The following is a 17,340-nucleotide window of genomic DNA, read 5'->3' as shown; positions in this document are numbered from 1 at the left end:
CGACTCGCGGACTATTAAAGTCCGCGCTACTCTACCTTCGCCGGCGCTATGGCTTCCGAGATTCTTCGCCCCGCAGTGCATAAAATAGCGGCCCTGACCGGGCACCGCGACGCCGTGTACGCCCTGACCGGCGCGGCCGGCGCCGACGCGGTGTTCTCGTCCGGCGCCGATGGCCTGGTCGTGGCCTGGGACGCGGCGCGGCCGGAAAAAGACGGCGAGCTGGTGGCTAAAGTCGAAAACTCGGTGTATGCGCTGCGCCACTTGGCCGGCCGCGACCTGCTCGTGCTGGGCCACAACTTTCAGGGTGTGCAGGCCATAGAGTTAAGCGCGAAAAAGCTGGCCTACGCCACGGCCCTGCCCCCGGTAGCCATCTTCGAGCTGCTGTATTCCGAAAGCCGGCAGCGTCTGTATGCCGCGCTCGGCGACGGCACGCTGGCCGTACTGCGGGCCGACGACTTCCGGCTCGAAAAGCTCGTGCGCGTCAGCCCGAAATCCTTGCGCACGCTGGCCCTGCACGAGGCGCGCGGCGAGTTGGCCGTGGGCGCCTCCGACGGGCTGGTGCGCATCCTGGACTTGGATTCCTTACACCTGAAAACCAGCCTCACCGAGGCCACGAACTCGGTTTTCACCCTGGCCTACGACCCCACCGGCCAAACCCTGCTCGCCAGTGGCCGCGATGCTCACCTGCGCCGCTACGACGTGGCCGCCGGCTATGCCCTCACCGCCGACATTATTCCGCACCTCTACACCGTCAACCACCTGGCCTTCAGCCCTGATGGCCGCTACCTAGCTTCGTGCTCGCTCGACAAAAGCATCAAGCTCTGGGCCGCCGCTTCGCTAACGCTGTTGCGGGTGCTGGACCGGGCCCGCGCCGCCGGCCACGGCACGTCGGTGAACCGCCTGGTTTGGCCGGGGCCCGAAAACCGGCTAGTTTCGTGCAGCGACGACCGCAGCCTGGGCGTTTGGCAATTAACAGTGAACAGTTAGCAGTGAATAGTGAGCAATGTTGTTGTGCTGGCTCAGTCCTTGTTTTATACTGTTCTGCTGTCAGGTGTTTGTCGGTAATTGCTCACTGCTAACTGTTCACTGCTAACTGTTCACTGCTAACTGACTTTATGAAAATCACCGCCCTCGATATCCGGCAGAAAACGTTTGAGCAGAAAACCTTCCGGGGCATCGACAGAGACGAGGTGCAGGCTTTCCTGAACCTGATTTCGCAGCAGTGGGAGCGGCTGGGCGACGAAAACCGCGAGCTGCGCCTCAAGCTGGAGCACGCCCAAAACGACGTGCAAAAGATGCGCGAAGTCGAGTCCAGCCTCTACCGCACCCTCAAAACGGCCGAGGACACGAGCCAGTCCATGACCGAGCAGGCCCAGCGCGACGCCGACCTGCGGGTGCGCGAGGCCCAGCTGCAGGCCGGGCAACTGCTGGACGAGGCCCGCCAGACGGCCCGCAAGGTGGTGGACGACGCCTACCAGCAGGCCGAAAAAACCGTGGCCGACATGCAGCGCGAAGTCAGCAGCCTGGCCCAGGAAAGCCAGCGTCTGGAAAGCCAGCTCGACGGCCTCGTGCACGACCTGCACCACCTGGCCAGCGGTGCCCTCGAAAAAGCCGAAAAAGCTCAGGCCCGCACCAAAGCCAGCGCCGCCGCCATCCTTTCCAAGGCCGCGAGCGTAAAGGTGGAGCGGCCGCAGGAAGCGGCCCCCGAACCCGAACCGCCCATGCAAGTCTCCCCTATTTCCGCTGTCTCGCCCGCCGCTGCCGTGGCCGGCGCCGCTGCCGCCACTTTCCCTACCCCCCTCGCCGGGGCCGAACCCGCCGGGCGGCTGGCCCCAGCGGCCCAGCCCGGCTTCTACAACCCCAAGCCCGGCCAGCAGCCCGACCCCTACGAGCCCTTCGCCCCCGACCCCGGCGCGCCCGCCCAAACGCCCGGCCCCGACATCGAGCGGCCAGGGGCGCCGGCCGAAAACCCCGGCGTTAGCCCTGCCCCGCGCATCGACCAGCCCGCCCCCTCGCAGGTGCCCTCGCCCAGCGGCCCGAGCGTCGAGCCGATGGCGCCCGACTACCCCCCCATCGGCCCCAGCCACCCCGAGATTCAGCAGCCCTCGCCCATGACCCACCCCGGTATGGAGAAGGCAGCGGCGGTACCGGCCAGCGGCGGGTCATTTTTTGACGAGATTTAACCGGATTCAACCACGGACCCGGGCAGCCAGCGCTTCTTTGCCGGCTTCTTCACCTTCCTGTATTCACCTAAAAAGGCCCGCTATCCGCGGGCCTTTTTAGCTTTCGAGCAATTTGCTGAGCCGGCTGCCATCACCTTTTTCGCCTCGCCAGTAGCCAAAGGCCGCCGGCCAGCAGTGCCACCGCAGCGGCCGCAATTACGGCCTTCGGGGAGGAAGAGGGGGTAGGGATTGGCGCGGCGCGTTGCGCGATGGCCGCGTCGGCGAAATCGTGGCGGCTGAGGGCGGCCAGAATCAGGCGCGTGGCCTCGGCGGGCTGGTCCCACTGCGGGAAGTGGCCGCAGTTTTCAAACCAGTACAGGCGCGCATCAGGAAATTTCGCCCGCGCCCGCTCGGCCTGACGGGGCAGGCACACGCGGTCTTGCCGGCCCCAGCCAATAACCAGCGGCGCGGTGATGCTGCCTTGGGGGGCGCCCTGCTGCACCTCGCCGTGGGCGAGGTTATCGAGCAGCTCGTTCAGCACGGGCGTGTTGGCCAGCGTCTTCAGCTCGCCGATGGCCACCGGCGAAGCAACGGCCCAGGGCCGGGCCGAAAACTGCGGCAGCAGCGCCGTGCGCCCCACCGCCGAGCCGGCCAGCACGGGCAGCGCCGGCTCCAGCGCCCGCACCAGCTTGACCGAAAGCCGCACCGAATGGTAGAAAAACGGCACTTCCCAGCCCTGCCAGAACCCGCCGGGGTCGAGCGATACCACCGCGCCGAGCACGCCGCCGCGCCGGGCCAGCTCCAGCACCAGCCGGGCGCCCATCGAGCTGCCCACGGCGTCGGTGCCCAGCAAGTCCTGCTCGGTCAGAAAGCTGGTCAGCGCGTCGGCAAACGCGCCGATGGTTTGGGGGCCGCTCAGGGCAGGCGACTGGCCGTGGCCGGGCAAATCGACGGCGTACACGTCGCGCCCGGCAGCCAGCGCGTCGATAATCGGGTCCCAGGAATGGGCGCTGCCGCCGATGCCGTGGACGAGCAGCAGGGGCGGGCCGGTGCCGCGGCGGAGGTAGTTTAATTCCACGTTTTGAGGAAGTTGGGGAATAGGAGGGGGTAGGGAATGTAGCGTGGACTCTGCGAGTCCGCGCGTGGAGCAGCTAGGCGGCGCCCGCGCGGACTCGCAGAGTCCACGCTACTTCCGGCTACCTTCGCCCCTTACGCAACCCGCCCCGCTCATGGACCAGATAGCGCTCGAAGGCCTCGAATTTTTTGCCTTTCACGGCTACTATGATGAGGAGCAGAAAATGGGCAATAAGTACGGCGTCGATTTATACATCAAAACCAACCTGCTGGCTGCCGGCGCCTCCGACAAGCTCCAGCAGACCGTGAACTATGAGGTGCTCTACCGCCTCGTGGCCGAAGAGATGCGCGCCCCGGCCCGCCTGCTGGAGCACGTGGCGCACCGGGTGCTCGACCGCATCATGGCTGAGTTTCCGCACGTGCGGAAGGTGAAAATCAACGTCTCGAAATTTAACCCGCCGCTCGGCGGCATCTGTCAGCGGGCGCGGGTCACGCTCAGCCGCAAGGGCCGGAAGGGATAGCTGAAGAAAGAGGGGGTAGGGAATGCCGCCAGAAAAATATTTTGCCTGACCTTCAGCCTATTGTCTCGTAATACGAATAATTTCGTACTGATAATTTTTGTCTACGAACAACTTCGTAGCATCTTTGTCTTACGAAATATTTCGTACTGAACTTTCCGCCATCCTCCTCATGCCCAAGCCCTTGCCCAAACCTACGGAATCGGAGTTGGAAATCCTGCACGTGCTCTGGCAGCACGGCGCCAGCACGGTCCGCTTCATCAACGAGCAGCTCAGCCAGCGGCGCGAGGTGGGCTACACCACCACGCTCAAGCTCCTGCAGCTCATGCACGAAAAAGGCTTGGTGAGCCGCGACGACACCAGCCGCACCCACGTGTTCGCGGCGGCCGTGCGCGAGCGCGAAACCCAGGGCCTGCTGCTGGATAAGTTCGTCGATTCGGCCTTCGGCGGCTCAGCCCTGAAGCTGGTCTTGCAGGCGCTGGGGGGCCGCCCCACCTCGCGCGAGGAGCTGGCCCAGATTCGGACTTTGCTCACCGAAATCGAGCAGGACCAGCACCGCCCGCTGGCCGCTAAAAACGCTTCCAATTCTTCCACCCCTACCCCCCCCTCCGACAATGAGCGCGCCTAATCAACTCGTGGAATTTGCGTCGCCTGCCCTCGTGCGGGCGCTGGGCTGGACCTTGCTGCACTCGCTCTGGCAGGGCGCGGTGCTGGCCCTAGGCGCCTCGCTGCTGCTCATGCTGCTGCACCGCCACGCGGCGGCCGTGCGCTACCGCGTCTCGGCGGCGGCGCTGGGGCTGCTGCTGGCACTGGCCGGCGGCACGTTCGGCTACTACTACCAGGCCGCCACGGCCGGCCCGGCGGCCGTTGAACGGCCGACCGGGGCATTTGACGAGACTACCGCCGCCTACGACGCTACGGCAACTACAACCGCCGCTTCAGTTGCAGCGCGCGGCGCCGAAACGGCTAGTAGGCCGGAGCCGGCCGGGGCGCAACCCGCCGCGCCGGCGGTGCGAGGCTTGTCGGCGGCAGCGGGGGGGGTAGGGAACTGGCTGGCGGCCGGCCGCGCTTATTTCGAGCAACATCTGCCCCTGCTGGTGCTGGCCTGGCTCCTGGGGATGCTGGCCATGACGCTGCGCTTTCTGGGCAGCCTGGCCTACGTGCAGCGCCTGAAAAGCTACCGCGTGGCGGCGCTGCCCGCGAGCTGGCAGGCCCGCCTTGACGCGCTGGCTGCCCGCGCCGGCCTGACGCGGCGGGTACGGCTGCTGGCCTCGGCCCTGGTGCCGGGCCCGCTGGTGGTGGGCTGGCTGCGGCCCGTGGTCTTGCTGCCGCTGAGTGCCGCTACTGGCCTCTCCAATCAGGAGCTGGAAGCCATTCTGGCGCATGAGCTGGCCCACGTGCGCCGCCACGACTACCTGCTGAATTTGCTGCAATCGGTGGCCGAAATCCTGTTTTTCTACCACCCGGCCGTGTGGTTTCTCTCGGCCAGCCTGCGCACCGAGCGCGAAAACTGCTGCGACGACCTGGCCACCGAGCTGTGCGGCGACCCCGTGGTGCTGGCCCGCGCCCTGGCCACCCTGGCGGCCCTGAGTCTGGCCCCGGAGCGCACCGCGCCGCAGCTGGCGCTGGCGGCGGCCGGCCCGGCGGGCTCGCTGCTGGGGCGGGTGCGGCGACTGGTGCGGCCCCGTGCCGAAGTGCCCACGTTTCTGGAGGGGGTAGGGGCCGCCTGCGTGGTGCTGGCGGGCAGCGTGGTGCTGGGGCTGGGCACGGTGGCCTCGCTCAATGCCTCGCCGGTGCGCTTGCTTGGCGGGCCAGCGGCTAACGCAGCTGCCGCCTCACGGCCTGAAGTCAGCCAAACGGAAATCGAGCCTGACCAAACGGCCCTGCCGGCTGCTGACCCCGAAACGGCTGCTGACCTCAGCGGCCAACTGCCGGCGGAAGCTGCCGCCTACTCCCCTTCGGCCGGTGATACTGTATTCGTGAGTGCCGCCGAAAATGCCCGCCTGCTCCGCAAAGCGGGCCGCACCCGCCTGACCGACATCCGGGGCCTGACCGTGGTGGTGCAGGACGAGGCCGGCAACGTCCGCGAAGTGTATGCCGATGGCCAGAAAGTGCCCGCCGCCGCGTTGCCCGCCTACCGCGCCGCCCTGGCCCGGCAGAACAGCCCGGTCCATCGGCCGGTTGCCAGCACCACGCCGCCCGCCGCGCCAACCGATGCCACCGGCGAGGCTCGCTCCCTTCGCATGGGAGAAATGGCGCTGCGCATAGCCCAGCAAGCCCTGGCCGGCGATACCGTGAGCAGCGTCGACGCCGAAAGCTTATCCAGCGACGCCCTGGCAACGGCCCAGACTTCGCTGGCGGCGCAGGCCGCCGCGGTGGCCGAAGCCGATGGGCGCGCCCAGGCCAGCGCCGCTGCTGTCGCTGATGAGCTTGATTTGCTCCGCATCAGGCTGTTGCGGGAGGAAGCCGCCACACGGGCGCAGTTGAAAAAGCTAACCGATAAAAATGGCACTGCTGCTGCCGACCAGCGACGGCTGCTCCAGCGGCGACTTCAGGAGCTGTCCGTGGAGCGCCAGCAAATTCGGCGCGACTTGCAGCAGGCGCAGCGCGACGCGCGGCGAAACCTGATTAAGAATGAAATTGGCCAGGAGTTGACGGACGGCCTGACAGCCCGCCCCGCCCAAAACGCCGGACCAGGCGATTTACTGGTCGCCGAAATGCGCCGCGACGGCCTTGTCAGCGACCCGGAAAACTTTCAGTTTAGCCTCAGCAAGAAGGAGATGACCGTCAATGGGCGCCGGCAGTCCGCCGCCGTTCATGACAAGTACGTCCGCCTCTACGAGGCCCAGAGCGGCCGGGCGCTAACGGCCACCAGCTCGTACAACATCATGCGCAATGGCGCAAGCAATACGAGCATCAGCAATGATAGCGGGAGCCGCACCAGCCGCAACCGAAATCTGCGGGACCAGGTGCCGCCGATGCCGCCGATGCCGCCGATGCCAGCAATGCCGCCCACGCCGCCTATGCCGGCAACACCACCGATGCCACCGATGCCGCCGATGCCGCCCGCGCCGGCCCGGCTGAATACGGACCGCATTCGGGCCGAGCTGCGCCGCGACGGCGTGATTGAGCCCGATGCCCAAAGCTTTTCGCTGAGCTGGAATGCTGGAGTGCTCATCGTGAATGGCCGCCAGCAGCCGCCCGCGCTGGCCGCCAAATACCGCCCCCTGCTGGGGTTGAGCGGCCGGTCGGGGCAAAACATCAACATCGTGGTGAGCGACGACTGAGCGGAAACAGGTGGCCGCGTGAGGGTTCAGCCTTGCCCGGCGGTGCTATTTCCTACCCCCTCCGTTTTAAATAAAGCGGCTCAAGCGGGCCGGTTGCCACTGGTGTAGCCGGCCCGTTTTGCTGCTCTGGCCGGTGGGTTAGAAAAATAATTTCGAGGAGCGCTGTAACGAACCGCCCGGCTCGCAGTACTCGCTGCACCACCGACTTCCTCATCACCCTTCACCTTTCCCCGCCTGATGACCGCGGACGTTCAACCAAGTGATGAGGACCTCATGAGCCGGGTGCGGGCCGACGAGCTGGACCAGCTCACGCCCTTGTTCGAGCGCTACCACGGGCCGCTGTTCGGGTTTCTGTGCCGCCTGCAAGGCAGCGCCGGCAGCCGCGAAGTGGCTCAGGACCTGACCCAGAACGTGTTTGAGCGCGTGCTGAAATACCGGGCCAGCTACCAGCCCGGCCAGCCGTTTCGGGCCTGGGTCTATCAGCTGGCCCGGCACGTGCACGCCGACCACTGGCAGCGCCAGCGCCCGCCGGCCCAGGACCTCGACACCGTGGAGCGCACCGCCGCCCACGGCCGCGCCGCCCAGGCCCAGCGCGCCGCCCACGACCAAACCCAGGGCCTGCACGAAGCCCTGAGCCTGCTGCCCGAAGCCCAGCGCGAAATCCTGGTTTTGCACCGCTTCCAGGGCTTCGACTACCAGGAAATCGGGGCGCTGCTGGGCTGCTCGGCCGGCGCCGCCAGGGTCAAGGCCTGCCGGGCGCTGGAAGCGTTAAGGCAGTTGTATTTCCAATGAAATAATGTAAGAAAAGAACGTCATGCTGAGCCCCGCGAAGCATCTTGCCCGTCACTAATTAGAATAATTGAACGATTCGGACTCCTACGCAGCCAAGATGCATCGCGGGGCTCAGCATGACAATAGTGCATGTATTACCCCAGCACAACCGTACTTATCCGCTATGACTACCCCCGCTGAAAATCATTCTTTTAACCCCGATTGCGCGGCCTCCCAGCCCTGCCTGGCCGAGTACGCCGACGGCACCCTGCTGCCCGCTGAAGCGGCGCGGGTAGCGGCGCACCTGGCCGCCTGCCCAGCCTGCCAGGCTGAGCTAACCCAGCTGCGCACCCTGCTGCACGGCCTCGACGCGCTGCCCGCCGAGGTGCCGCCGCTGGCCCTGCGCGAAAACTTCCTGGCGATGCTGGCCCGCGAAAAAGCCGCCCTGGCCGCCAACGGTCAGCTCAATGGGCTGGCAGCCGACGCGGCTCGTTCATTCCCTACCCCCCTACGCGGGGCCAAAGGCGGCCAGCCGCTGGTCCCGGCCGAAACCGCGGCCCCTGAAACGGCCGCCGACACTTCGCGCCAACTCACGCAGCAGTGGCTGCGCATTGCGGCCAGCGTGGGGCTGGTGGCGGTGGGCGCGGCGCTGGGTTTGCTGCTGCGCTGGAACGGGCCGCCCGCTACTGCGCCGCTGGCCGCCGCGCCGGCGCCGGCCACGGCGCAGCTGGCTTCGCAGCTCACGGCGGCGGCCATCCGCCCGGCCACGGCCACCGACCGCCTGCGGCTGGTGAACGAAGTGCCGGCCCAGCTGGCGCCCGGCGACCCGGCCGTGCAGGCCCTGATTCACACGCTCGACGCCGACCCCAACCCCAACGTGCGCCTGGCCGCCTGCGAGGCCCTGTTCCGGCTGCGCGCCGACCCGCGCGTGGGCCCGGCGCTGGTCGAGGCCCTACCCCTGCAAACTGACCCTAACGTCCAGATAACCCTGATTGAGATGCTGGTGGCCCTGCGCGAAAAGCGCGCCCTGCCGCAGTTGGAGCAGCTTTCGCAGCAGCCCGGCGCGCTGCCGGCCGTGCGCCAGCAAGCCGCCAACGGGGTCGGTCAGCTGATTTAATTCCCTTAGCTTGTTATGAAAAACTTCTTGTTGCTGCCGCTGGCCGCCCTGCTGCTGGCCGCCTCTCCCGCCCTTCAGGCCCAGGATTTTAAAACCAAGTTCGCTTCCCGTCAAAATCGCAAAGTCGTGCTCGATATGGCTGGCAGCGACGTGACGGTGGAAGGCTACGACGGCGACGAGCTGCTCATTCAGGGCACGGGCGGCTACGAGGCGCCGCCGGCCCAGGCCCAGGGCCTGCGCCCGGTCTACAGCTCGGCCCAGGACAACACCCGCCTCGGGCTGAACGTGAGCCAGGAAAGCGACAACACCCTGCGCGTGGTGCGGGCCTCGCGCAATGAGGCCCGCTACACCGTGCGGGTGCCGCGCCAGACGGCCGTCGTTTTCAACCAGGCCAGCTGGCTGGGCTCGGGCGACGTGACTGTGCGCGACGTGGCCGGGCGGCTGGAAGTCAGCCTCAAGTCGGGCGACATGCGCCTGCTCAACGTGAGCGGGCCGGTAGTGGCCCACACCATCAGCGGCGACATCATCGTCAAATTCCAGAACGCGCCCACCGAGGCCAGCGCCATCTCGACGGTGAGCGGCGACGTGGACGTGACCCTGCCCGCCGCCACCAAAGCCAGCTTCTCGATGCGCACGGTGTCGGGCGAAATCTACACCGACTTCGACCTGAGCCTGGGCCGGCAGGACGACGATGATTTGCGCCGCGTGGGCGGCGGCCAGACCGTGGACGGCCGCACCAACGGCGGCGGCACTTCCTTCGCCCTCAAGAGCGTCAGCGGCGACATTTTCGTGCGCAAGGCGAAGTAGGGCGCGGGGCTTGTCCCCGCCCGTCGTGCGCGCCGCTTAGTTAGCATTTTCAAATTCATCGCCCAAACGCCGGGCGGGGGCGAGCCCCGCACCCTACCCCCCTCACCGCCATGAAACGCCTCTTCCTTCACTTTCTCCTCGTTCTCCTCGCCGCCTACCCCCTCGCGGCCCAGCAAGTCATTGAGCGCCAGGAAAAGCTGGCCGCCGGCCAGCGCGTGTTCCTGAACCTGCGCCCCGCCGACCACATTCGGGTGCGGGCCGGCCAGCCGGGCGCAATGAGCTTTAAGGCTACGGTCAGCATCAATCAGAACAAGCTCAACGAGGCCTTCGTGCTCGACGTCAGCCGCACGGGCGACGAGCTGCTGGTGAAGGCCGATATCGACCGGGAGAAGCTGCGCACTACCCCGCCCGGCGACTGCCCCGACGGCCAGGGCAGCTATTGGGGCGAGAGCTGGACCAACGACGACGGCCGTGCCGCCGGCCAGCGCCGCCACGGCATCTGCGTGGCCATTGATTATGAGGTGGCCGTGCCGCCCGGCACCGAGCTGCGCATCAGCACCATCAGCGGCAGCATCAGCCTGATGGGGTTGCGCGGCGCCATTCAGGCCAAGTCCATCAGCGGCGACGTGGACCTGAGCTGGCCACCCGCCCAGCAAGCCGACCTGGCCCTGAAAACCATCAGCGGCGAGGTGTACGCCGACCCGGCCGTGGCCTTGCTCAACCGCCGCGAGCGGCCCATCGTGGGCTACGAGGTGCGCGGCACCTGGCGCGGGGGCGGCGGCCCGGCCGTGCGGCTGGAGAGCATTAGCGGCAACGTGTATTTCCGCCAGCAGCCCTGAGAAAGTTTAAGAGTAGTAAGGTAATCAAATTAAAAAGAACGTCATGCTGAGCCCCGCGAAGCATCTCGCGTGGGTAACTAATTCAATCGTTGTTTCAGCTTGATTACTGCTGCACGCGAGATGCTTCGCGGGGCTCAGCATGACGTTCTTTTTAGCTCAGGACTAAAAAACCAGCCGGCCGGACAACGTGCCGGCCCATAACTGCATCCTTGCAGCCGCTACCATTTTCCTACCCCTCCCTTTTCTGCTGTATGGCCCGTATCGCTACCCTTCGTGTATGGCTGCTGCTGAGTTGGCTCAGTGGTTGGCTGGGCGGCAGTCCGCTGCACGCTCAGACGCCGACGCCAGCTCCCGTCGCAGCCGGCCCTACCCCCCCTGCCGCGGCCGGACCGGTGGTGCGGCGCCAGCTCCAGGCTGTGCGCATTCAGGGTGAGGCACCTAAGCTCGACGGGCTGCTCGATGAGGCCGTGTGGCAGTCGGCGCCCGTCACCGAGCCCTTTGTGGAGCAGGAGCCGCGGCCCGGCCAGGTGGAAAAGCATCGCACCGAGGTGCGCGTGCTCTACGACGATGCGGCCATCTACATCGGCGCGCACCTGCACGACGTGGCCCAGGACTCGATTTTGCGCGAGCTGAGCCAGCGCGACGACATCGGCAACTCCGACTGGTTCGGGGTGTTTTTCGATACCTACCACGACAAGCTCAACGGTTACAGCTTCATCGTGACGCCGGGCGGCGTGCAGGTCGATGCGCGCTACTCGCCGGCCGGCGGCGAGGATGGCAACTGGAACGCGGTCTGGGACTCGCGCACGGCCCTGCGCGGCACCGACTGGCTGGCGGAGCTGCGAATTCCGTACTCCGCCATCCGCTTCAGCAGCGTCGAGGAGCAGCTTTGGGGGCTGAACTTCGGGCGGCAGCGGCGCAGCACCCGCCAGGTATTTTTCTGGAACCCGGTCGTCCCGACCGTGGACGGCTTCGTGAACCAGTGGGGCGAGCTGACCGGCATCCGCGGCATCAAGCCGCCGCTGCGCCTCTCGCTCACGCCCTACGTCTCGGCCTACCTCAACCACGGCCCCACCCAGGAAGCCCAGGACCGCAGCACGACCAGCACCAGCTTCAACGGCGGCGCCGACATCAAGTGGGGCATCAACGAGAGCTTTACGCTCGACGCGACCCTGGTGCCCGATTTCGGGCAGGTGCAGAGCGACAATCAGGTGCTCAACCTCTCGCCGTTTGAAGTGAAATTCAACGAGAACCGCCAGTTCTTCACCGAAGGCACCGAGCTGTTCAACAAAGGTGACCTGTTTTATTCGCGGCGGGTAGGGGGCCAGCCGATGGGCTATGACCAGGTGAGCCTGAACGAAAACGAGAAGCTGGTCGAAAACCCCGGCGTGACGCGCCTGCTCAACGCCACCAAAGTATCGGGCCGCACCAGCAAGGGCCTGGGCGTGGGCGTCTTCAACGCCATCAGCAACGACATTTTCGCCGTCGTGCGCAACGAGGGCAGTGGCGAGAAGCGTCAAATTCTGACCCAGCCGCGCACCAACTACAACATCTTCGTGCTCGACCAGAGCCTGAAAAACAACTCCTACATCTCGCTTATCAACACCAACGTGCTGCGCCAGGGCAGCACCTACGATGCCAACGTGACCGGCGGCCTGCTGCGCCTGGCCGACAAAAAGAACAAGTACGCCCTCGACGTGCGCGGCTTTTACTCGCGGCGGCGGGGCCAGGCGTTTGGCTCGGATGCGGACATCAGCAACCGCGACGGCTACAAGTACTTCCTCAGCTACGGCAAGATTTCGGGCAACTTTACCTGGAGCGTGGACCACGGCATCGAGTCGGACACCTACGACCCCAACGATTTGGGGCTGCTGTTTTCCAACAACAATATCAGCCAATCCGTGAACCTGGGCTACGGCATCTACAAGCCGTTCTGGAAGCTCAACCGCCTCAGCGTCAACGGCGGCTACTACAACAGCTACCTCTACAAGCCCGCGCGCTACGCCGACAACGGCCTGTTCTTTAACCTGAACGCGGCCACCAAGAAATTTATCAGCTTCGGCTTCGGCATGAACGGCCCGCTCGCGGCCCGCCACGACTTTTTCGAGCCGCGCCGCCGGCCGCTGGGCCGCTACTTCGTGCGCATCCCGCCCTCGTGGGGCGGCGGCCCCTACCTCAGCACCGACTACCGCAAGCCCCTGGCCCTGGACGTGAGCGCCTGGGTGCGGGCCGTGGCCGACGACAAGGCCACTGGCCGCACCGGCCGCCGCCTCTACGAGCTGGCCCTGAGTCCGCGCTGGCGCGTCAACAATCAGCTCAACTTCCGCTACGAGGTCAGCTACAGCAGCAGCCGCAACAACATTGGCTACGTCAACGATGGCCTCTCCTTCCACGACGGCGACGGCAAGGTGCTGGCCGAAGACATGCGGCTGCTGACCGCTTTCGGCTACCGCGACCTGGACGGCGAGCGCTACGGCGAGCGCGACGGCGACGCGCTGCTGGGCCGGCGCCGCATCAATACCGTCACTAACACGCTCAGCGCGGCCTACACCTTCACCAACCGCATGTCGTTCACCATCCGGGGCCGGCATTACGTGAGCAACGTGCACTACCGCGACTTCAGCCGCCTCGCGCCCGATGGCCAGGAAACGCCCGTCGAGTATCAGCGCAACCGCGACAACACCTACAACGCCTTCAACATCGACGCCGTGTTCAGCTGGTGGTTTGCGCCCGGCTCGCAGGTGAGCGTGGTGTGGAAGGATGCCGCGCAGTCCTTCTTGCAGGGCGAAGAAGCCACGCCGCTTTACTTCAGCAACCTGAACGGCACCATCAACACGCTGCACAATAACAACTTGTCCATCAAGGTGCTGTATTACCTGGATTACCTGACTTTGCGACCCAAGCGGGGGGTAGGGAATTAGGGGCGGGCAGGCTTGCGCGCCTGGCGCAAGCTAGCAGCCGGCAACTCTCTTATTTCACTATAAATCTTACGGGTTTCCTCCACCGGCACCCCTACGTTTTTGCCATAGTTCAGAATAGCACCCGCAAACAGCTCCAACTCGGTATTCGTCTTGCCTGATTGCACATCAAGCTGCAAGGAAGTGGGCGTGTGAAACGGGAAGGACGCCGCTTTCTGGAAGGTCTGCTCGATGATGTTGGCCGGGAGCGCAACTCCTTTTCTGCGGGCGATGGCGGCTATCTCCCGCATAATAAGCTGGGCTCGCTCGTGCAGCAGCGGCTCGTCGTGGACCTGGCCGATTGATTTATTATACCGGGCGGAAACCAGGCCAAAGCTGGCAATGAAGATGTATTTCGTCCAGATGGCCGGCGAGGCATCCGCCTGATATTCTACTGAAATTTCGGCGTCCGCCAGCAGGCTGACCAGTTCGTGGGGGGTGTAATCCGGCCGTTGCGGGTCGTTGCCAACGATGATTCGGCCCGGATTGCCTTGGTGTTCCACCACCGCTTTCTCCTTGATATGAGAGGCCACGTAAACGCAGGCCGGCAGCACAATGCCATTCGGAATAATCCGCCTGATTCGGTCATATATATCCACCCCATTCATCAGGGGTAGGATAACAATGTGGTCTTGAATCTTTGTTTTTAGCTGCGTACAAACGCTTTCCAGGTCGTATTCTTTAACGCAGATAATTACTATCTGCGCGTCTTCCAGCTCCGAAACCGTTTCCACAAGCTTAGCTGGGTGGGTTACGCTAACGGGGTGCTCAGGCGAGAGCAGGGTCAGCCCGTTGGCCTGGACCAGGGCGTGAGTTTCTCCACGGGCCACAAAGGTGATGCTGGCCGCGGCAGAGCCAGCGTATTTCTGGGCCAGCTTAAAGCCAAAATAGCCGCCTACCCCCCCAAGTCCGACTATAGCTAGCTGAGGCATTGTCGTTTTTCGAGCTAAAGTTTTATGAGTAAAGCGGCCGGCGAAACGGCGTTTCGAGCTATGAATCTAGCAGCGCCTGTGCCGCCGCGGCCGGTGTGAGCTGCCCGGCCGCCACCCGCGCCTCCAGGTCCGGCAGCCGCGCCCGCACCGCTTTCGATTCATAAAACCGGGCTTCCAATGCTTGGCGGATGCTCTGGTGCAGCCACTGAAGCTGCTGCTGCTGGCGGCGGCGCTTGAAAAAGCCATTCTGCTGCGTTTGCTGCCGGTATTCTTCCAGCATTTCCCACACTTCGTCAAGGCCAGTGCCGCTCAGGGCCGAGCAGGTGCGCACCGGCACAGCCCAGCCCGAGGCGGCGGGCGGAAACAGATGCAGCGCGTTCTGGTACTCCTGGCGGGCGCGGGCGGCGGGCATCGCGTTAGCGCCATCGGCTTTGGTGATGAGCAGGGCGTCGGCCATTTCCATGATGCCGCGCTTGAGGCCCTGCAGCTCGTCGCCGGCGCCGGCCAGCATCAGTAAAAGGAAAAAATCGACCAGGCCGTGCACGGTGGTCTCGCTCTGGCCCACGCCCACGGTTTCGACGAAAATGACGTCGTGGCCAGCCGCCTCGCAGAGCAGCAAGGCTTCGCGGGTGGCGCGCGCCACGCCGCCGAGGCTACTGCCGGCCGGCGAAGGGCGGATGAAGGCCCGCGCGTGGGCCGCGAGCTGCGGCATCCGGGTTTTGTCGCCCAGGATGCTGCCGCCGCTGCGCGGCGAGCTGGGGTCCACGGCCAGCACGGCCAGCTTCTGGCCCAGCTTCTCGACCAAAAACAGGCCCAGCGCCTCAATAAATGTACTTTTTCCTACCCCCGGCACGCCCGTGATGCCCACGCGCAGCGCCCCGCCGGTGGCGGGTAGCACCCGCGCCAGCACGTCTTGCGCCAGCGCCTGGTCGGTGGGCAAGGTGCTCTCTACCAGCGTAATGGCCTGGCTCAGCAGGACGCGGTTGCCGGCCAGCAGGCCCTGGGCGTAGTGGTCGGCGGGGAAGCGTTGGGGCACGGGCAGGGGGGTAGGGATTTGTGAGGCCAGCGGGCTGCGAGCCGTTAGCGGCTTAAATTTCTTACGGAAATACGCAAGCGGTCAGGCAGCGCGCTAAAAGGTGGCTAAGCCGAACGTCAGCCAAACCCCATAAATAGAACGTCATGCTGAGCTTGCGAAGCATCTCGCTCGCGGCAGTAATCAGCTTTGCCAACGATTGGATTACTTTCCCTGGCGAGATGCTTCGCAAGCTCAGCATGACGTTCTGGATGATTGCTTCTCTGAGTGACAGCCTTTCTGAATTGTTGCCTCTCTGCAATTTCACAATCCCATGAAATCCCTACCCCCCCTGCTGCTGGCAACCCTGCTGGGTCTGCCCATTGCCGCTCGTGCCCAAAACGAGCTGAGCAACTTCACCGCCACCGGCCGGGGCGGCGTGGTCAACACCTTCGCGCTCGACTACCAGGCCTTGGGCATCAACCCCGCCAACCTGGGCCGGGCCAGCGAGTCGCGGGTGGCCTTCACGGTGGGCGAGTTTGGCATTGGCGCGGCGTCGCAGTCGCTGAGCAAGTCGCTGTTCAAGCGCATTATCAACAACGACGAGCCGCTGACGCCGGCCGCCAAAGTGGAGCTGCTCGGCGGCTTCAGCGGCGACAACGCCCTGAACCTAAACGCCGATTTGACCACGCTGGCCCTCTCGGTGCGGCTGCCGGCCGGGCTAGGCGGGCTAGCCGTGGGCAACCGGCAGCGGCTGGCCGGCCACTTGTCCCTGAACCAGAACGCGGCCGACATTCTCATCAACGGGCGCGAGGCGGCCATTATCCGGCAGTACTACGACCCCGTGACGGGGCAATACCTGGGCGGTAGCGCGCCGCCGCCAGTCCTGTCAGCGGTGCTGGATGGCAGCGTGATGCAGCTGGCTTTGACGAACGAATTTAACGTGGCTTATGGCAACCGGATTATTGATTTTCAGACTTTTAACCTGTCGGTGGGGGTAGGCTACCGCTACATTCAGGGCCTGGGCGTGGCCGACGTGCGGGTGCGCGACGGCGAGTTTCAAGGCTACTCGGCGCTGGCGCCGGTATTTGATGTGGACTACGGCGCGGCGGCCAGCAGCGGTGGTTTCAACCGTCGCGACGGCGGCAACTTCCAGACCGTAGGCCACGGCCACGGTTTCGACCTGGGGCTGGCCGCCGAAATTGGCCGATTCGTGCGCCTGGGCGTGTCGGTCACCGATTTGGGCCGGATGCGCTGGGATGGCAACCTGCTCACGGCCAACGACCAGCCTTTGCAGCGCCTGGCCACGGCGGGCATGAGCGACTACGACGTGGAGGAGCAGCTGCGCGAGCTTTTCGCCAACAAAGACGGCGGCCTCTTCACCTACGAGCCGGGCTCGGAGCGCCGGGTGCGGCTGCCCACCAAGCTGCGCCTGGGCACTGGGGTGCGGGTGAGCGACGTTTTCGAAGTTGGCCTCGACGTGACGGCGCCGCTCAACGACGAGGCCGGCAATCTGGAATCAACTTTCGTGGGCGCGGGCCTGGATTACAAGCCCGTGCGCTGGCTGCGGCTGAGTTCCGGCGTGAGCGGTGGTGCCGGCTACGGCGCCAGCCTGCCCCTGGGCCTCACCTTAGTCACGCCCGTGTACGAGGCCGGCGTGAGCACCCGCGACGTGACCGGCTATTTCAGCGAGAAGTCGCCGTATGCGTCGGTGGCGTTCGGGTTTCTGCGGTTTAAGATTGGCAGGCTGTAAACCACTAGGCTTGATAAAACCCGGTCATGCAGAGCGCAGCGAAGCATCTCGCGTACAGCCCTAGGGGGTGTTCTCAATTGAGATACAGCGTCCAGAGGCGGGCGCAGAGAA

At 65.3% G+C, this 17,340-nt stretch carries 14 protein-coding genes; 11 read left to right on the top strand and 3 right to left on the bottom strand.

Annotation, left to right across the window (positions count from 1 at the left end):
• Positions 1-48 precede the first annotated feature (48 nt).
• On the top strand, positions 49-987 hold the full coding sequence (locus ACFE70_RS15525) for a WD40 repeat domain-containing protein (RefSeq protein ID WP_375418683.1): 939 nt from the start codon (positions 49-51) through the stop codon (positions 985-987).
• A gap of 128 nt (positions 988-1,115) precedes the next feature.
• Positions 1,116-2,183, top strand: a complete 1,068-nt coding sequence (locus ACFE70_RS15520) for a DivIVA domain-containing protein (RefSeq protein WP_375418682.1) — start codon at positions 1,116-1,118, stop codon at positions 2,181-2,183.
• 130 nt (positions 2,184-2,313) lie between these two features.
• On the opposite strand, the gene ACFE70_RS15515 is transcribed toward ACFE70_RS15520, so the two are convergent.
• Positions 2,314-3,240, bottom strand: coding sequence for an alpha/beta fold hydrolase (locus tag ACFE70_RS15515; protein ID WP_375418681.1), 927 nt, complete (start codon positions 3,238-3,240; stop codon positions 2,314-2,316).
• A gap of 151 nt (positions 3,241-3,391) precedes the next feature.
• On the opposite strand from ACFE70_RS15515, the gene folB reads away from it, so the two are divergent.
• From folB to ACFE70_RS15475, 8 genes are all read left to right on the top strand, one after another.
• Positions 3,392-3,757, top strand: coding sequence for a dihydroneopterin aldolase (folB, locus tag ACFE70_RS15510; RefSeq protein ID WP_375418680.1), 366 nt, complete (start codon positions 3,392-3,394; stop codon positions 3,755-3,757).
• Positions 3,758-3,926: 169 nt separating this feature from the next.
• Positions 3,927-4,382, top strand: a complete 456-nt coding sequence (locus ACFE70_RS15505; protein WP_375418679.1) for a BlaI/MecI/CopY family transcriptional regulator — start codon at positions 3,927-3,929, stop codon at positions 4,380-4,382.
• A complete protein-coding gene (locus ACFE70_RS15500) occupies positions 4,369-7,041 on the top strand; it encodes a M56 family metallopeptidase (RefSeq protein ID WP_375418678.1) in 2,673 nt (890 codons plus the stop codon). The genes ACFE70_RS15505 and ACFE70_RS15500 overlap by 14 nt, the downstream gene beginning before the upstream one ends.
• Positions 7,042-7,278: 237 nt before the next feature.
• A complete protein-coding gene (locus ACFE70_RS15495) occupies positions 7,279-7,833 on the top strand; it encodes an RNA polymerase sigma factor (RefSeq protein WP_375418677.1) in 555 nt (184 codons plus the stop codon).
• A 163-nt stretch (positions 7,834-7,996) separates the two neighbouring features.
• Positions 7,997-8,929 carry a HEAT repeat domain-containing protein gene (locus ACFE70_RS15490; RefSeq protein WP_375418676.1) on the top strand — a complete coding sequence of 311 codons (933 nt, stop codon included), beginning with the start codon at positions 7,997-7,999 and terminating at the stop codon, positions 8,927-8,929.
• A 15-nt stretch (positions 8,930-8,944) separates the two neighbouring features.
• Positions 8,945-9,736, top strand: coding sequence for a DUF4097 domain-containing protein (locus tag ACFE70_RS15485; RefSeq protein WP_375418675.1), 792 nt, complete (start codon positions 8,945-8,947; stop codon positions 9,734-9,736).
• A 110-nt stretch (positions 9,737-9,846) separates the two neighbouring features.
• Positions 9,847-10,575 carry a hypothetical protein gene (locus ACFE70_RS15480; protein WP_375418674.1) on the top strand — a complete coding sequence of 243 codons (729 nt, stop codon included), beginning with the start codon at positions 9,847-9,849 and terminating at the stop codon, positions 10,573-10,575.
• 251 nt (positions 10,576-10,826) lie between these two features.
• Positions 10,827-13,496, top strand: coding sequence for a DUF5916 domain-containing protein (locus ACFE70_RS15475; protein ID WP_375418673.1), 2,670 nt, complete (start codon positions 10,827-10,829; stop codon positions 13,494-13,496).
• Here the strand turns inward: ACFE70_RS15475 and ACFE70_RS15470 are convergent.
• Positions 13,493-14,464 carry a ketopantoate reductase family protein gene (locus tag ACFE70_RS15470; protein WP_375418672.1) on the bottom strand — a complete coding sequence of 324 codons (972 nt, stop codon included), beginning with the start codon at positions 14,462-14,464 and terminating at the stop codon, positions 13,493-13,495. The two genes, ACFE70_RS15475 and ACFE70_RS15470, sit on opposite strands and share 4 nt — an antisense overlap.
• Positions 14,465-14,522: 58 nt before the next feature.
• The gene (gene meaB / locus ACFE70_RS15465; protein WP_375418671.1) at positions 14,523-15,500 is read right to left on the bottom strand and encodes a methylmalonyl Co-A mutase-associated GTPase MeaB; all 978 of its coding nucleotides are present in this window, start codon (positions 15,498-15,500) and stop codon (positions 14,523-14,525) included.
• Positions 15,501-15,810: 310 nt separating this feature from the next.
• Between meaB and ACFE70_RS15460 the strand changes: the two genes are divergently transcribed.
• On the top strand, positions 15,811-17,229 hold the full coding sequence (locus tag ACFE70_RS15460) for a DUF5723 family protein (RefSeq protein WP_375418670.1): 1,419 nt from the start codon (positions 15,811-15,813) through the stop codon (positions 17,227-17,229).
• Positions 17,230-17,340: the final 111 nt, after the last annotated feature.

It is taken from the genome of uncultured Hymenobacter sp. (genome assembly GCF_964243305.1).
Taxonomy (GTDB): domain Bacteria; phylum Bacteroidota; class Bacteroidia; order Cytophagales; family Hymenobacteraceae; genus Hymenobacter.
This window is presented reverse-complemented; position numbering and strand designations above follow the sequence as displayed.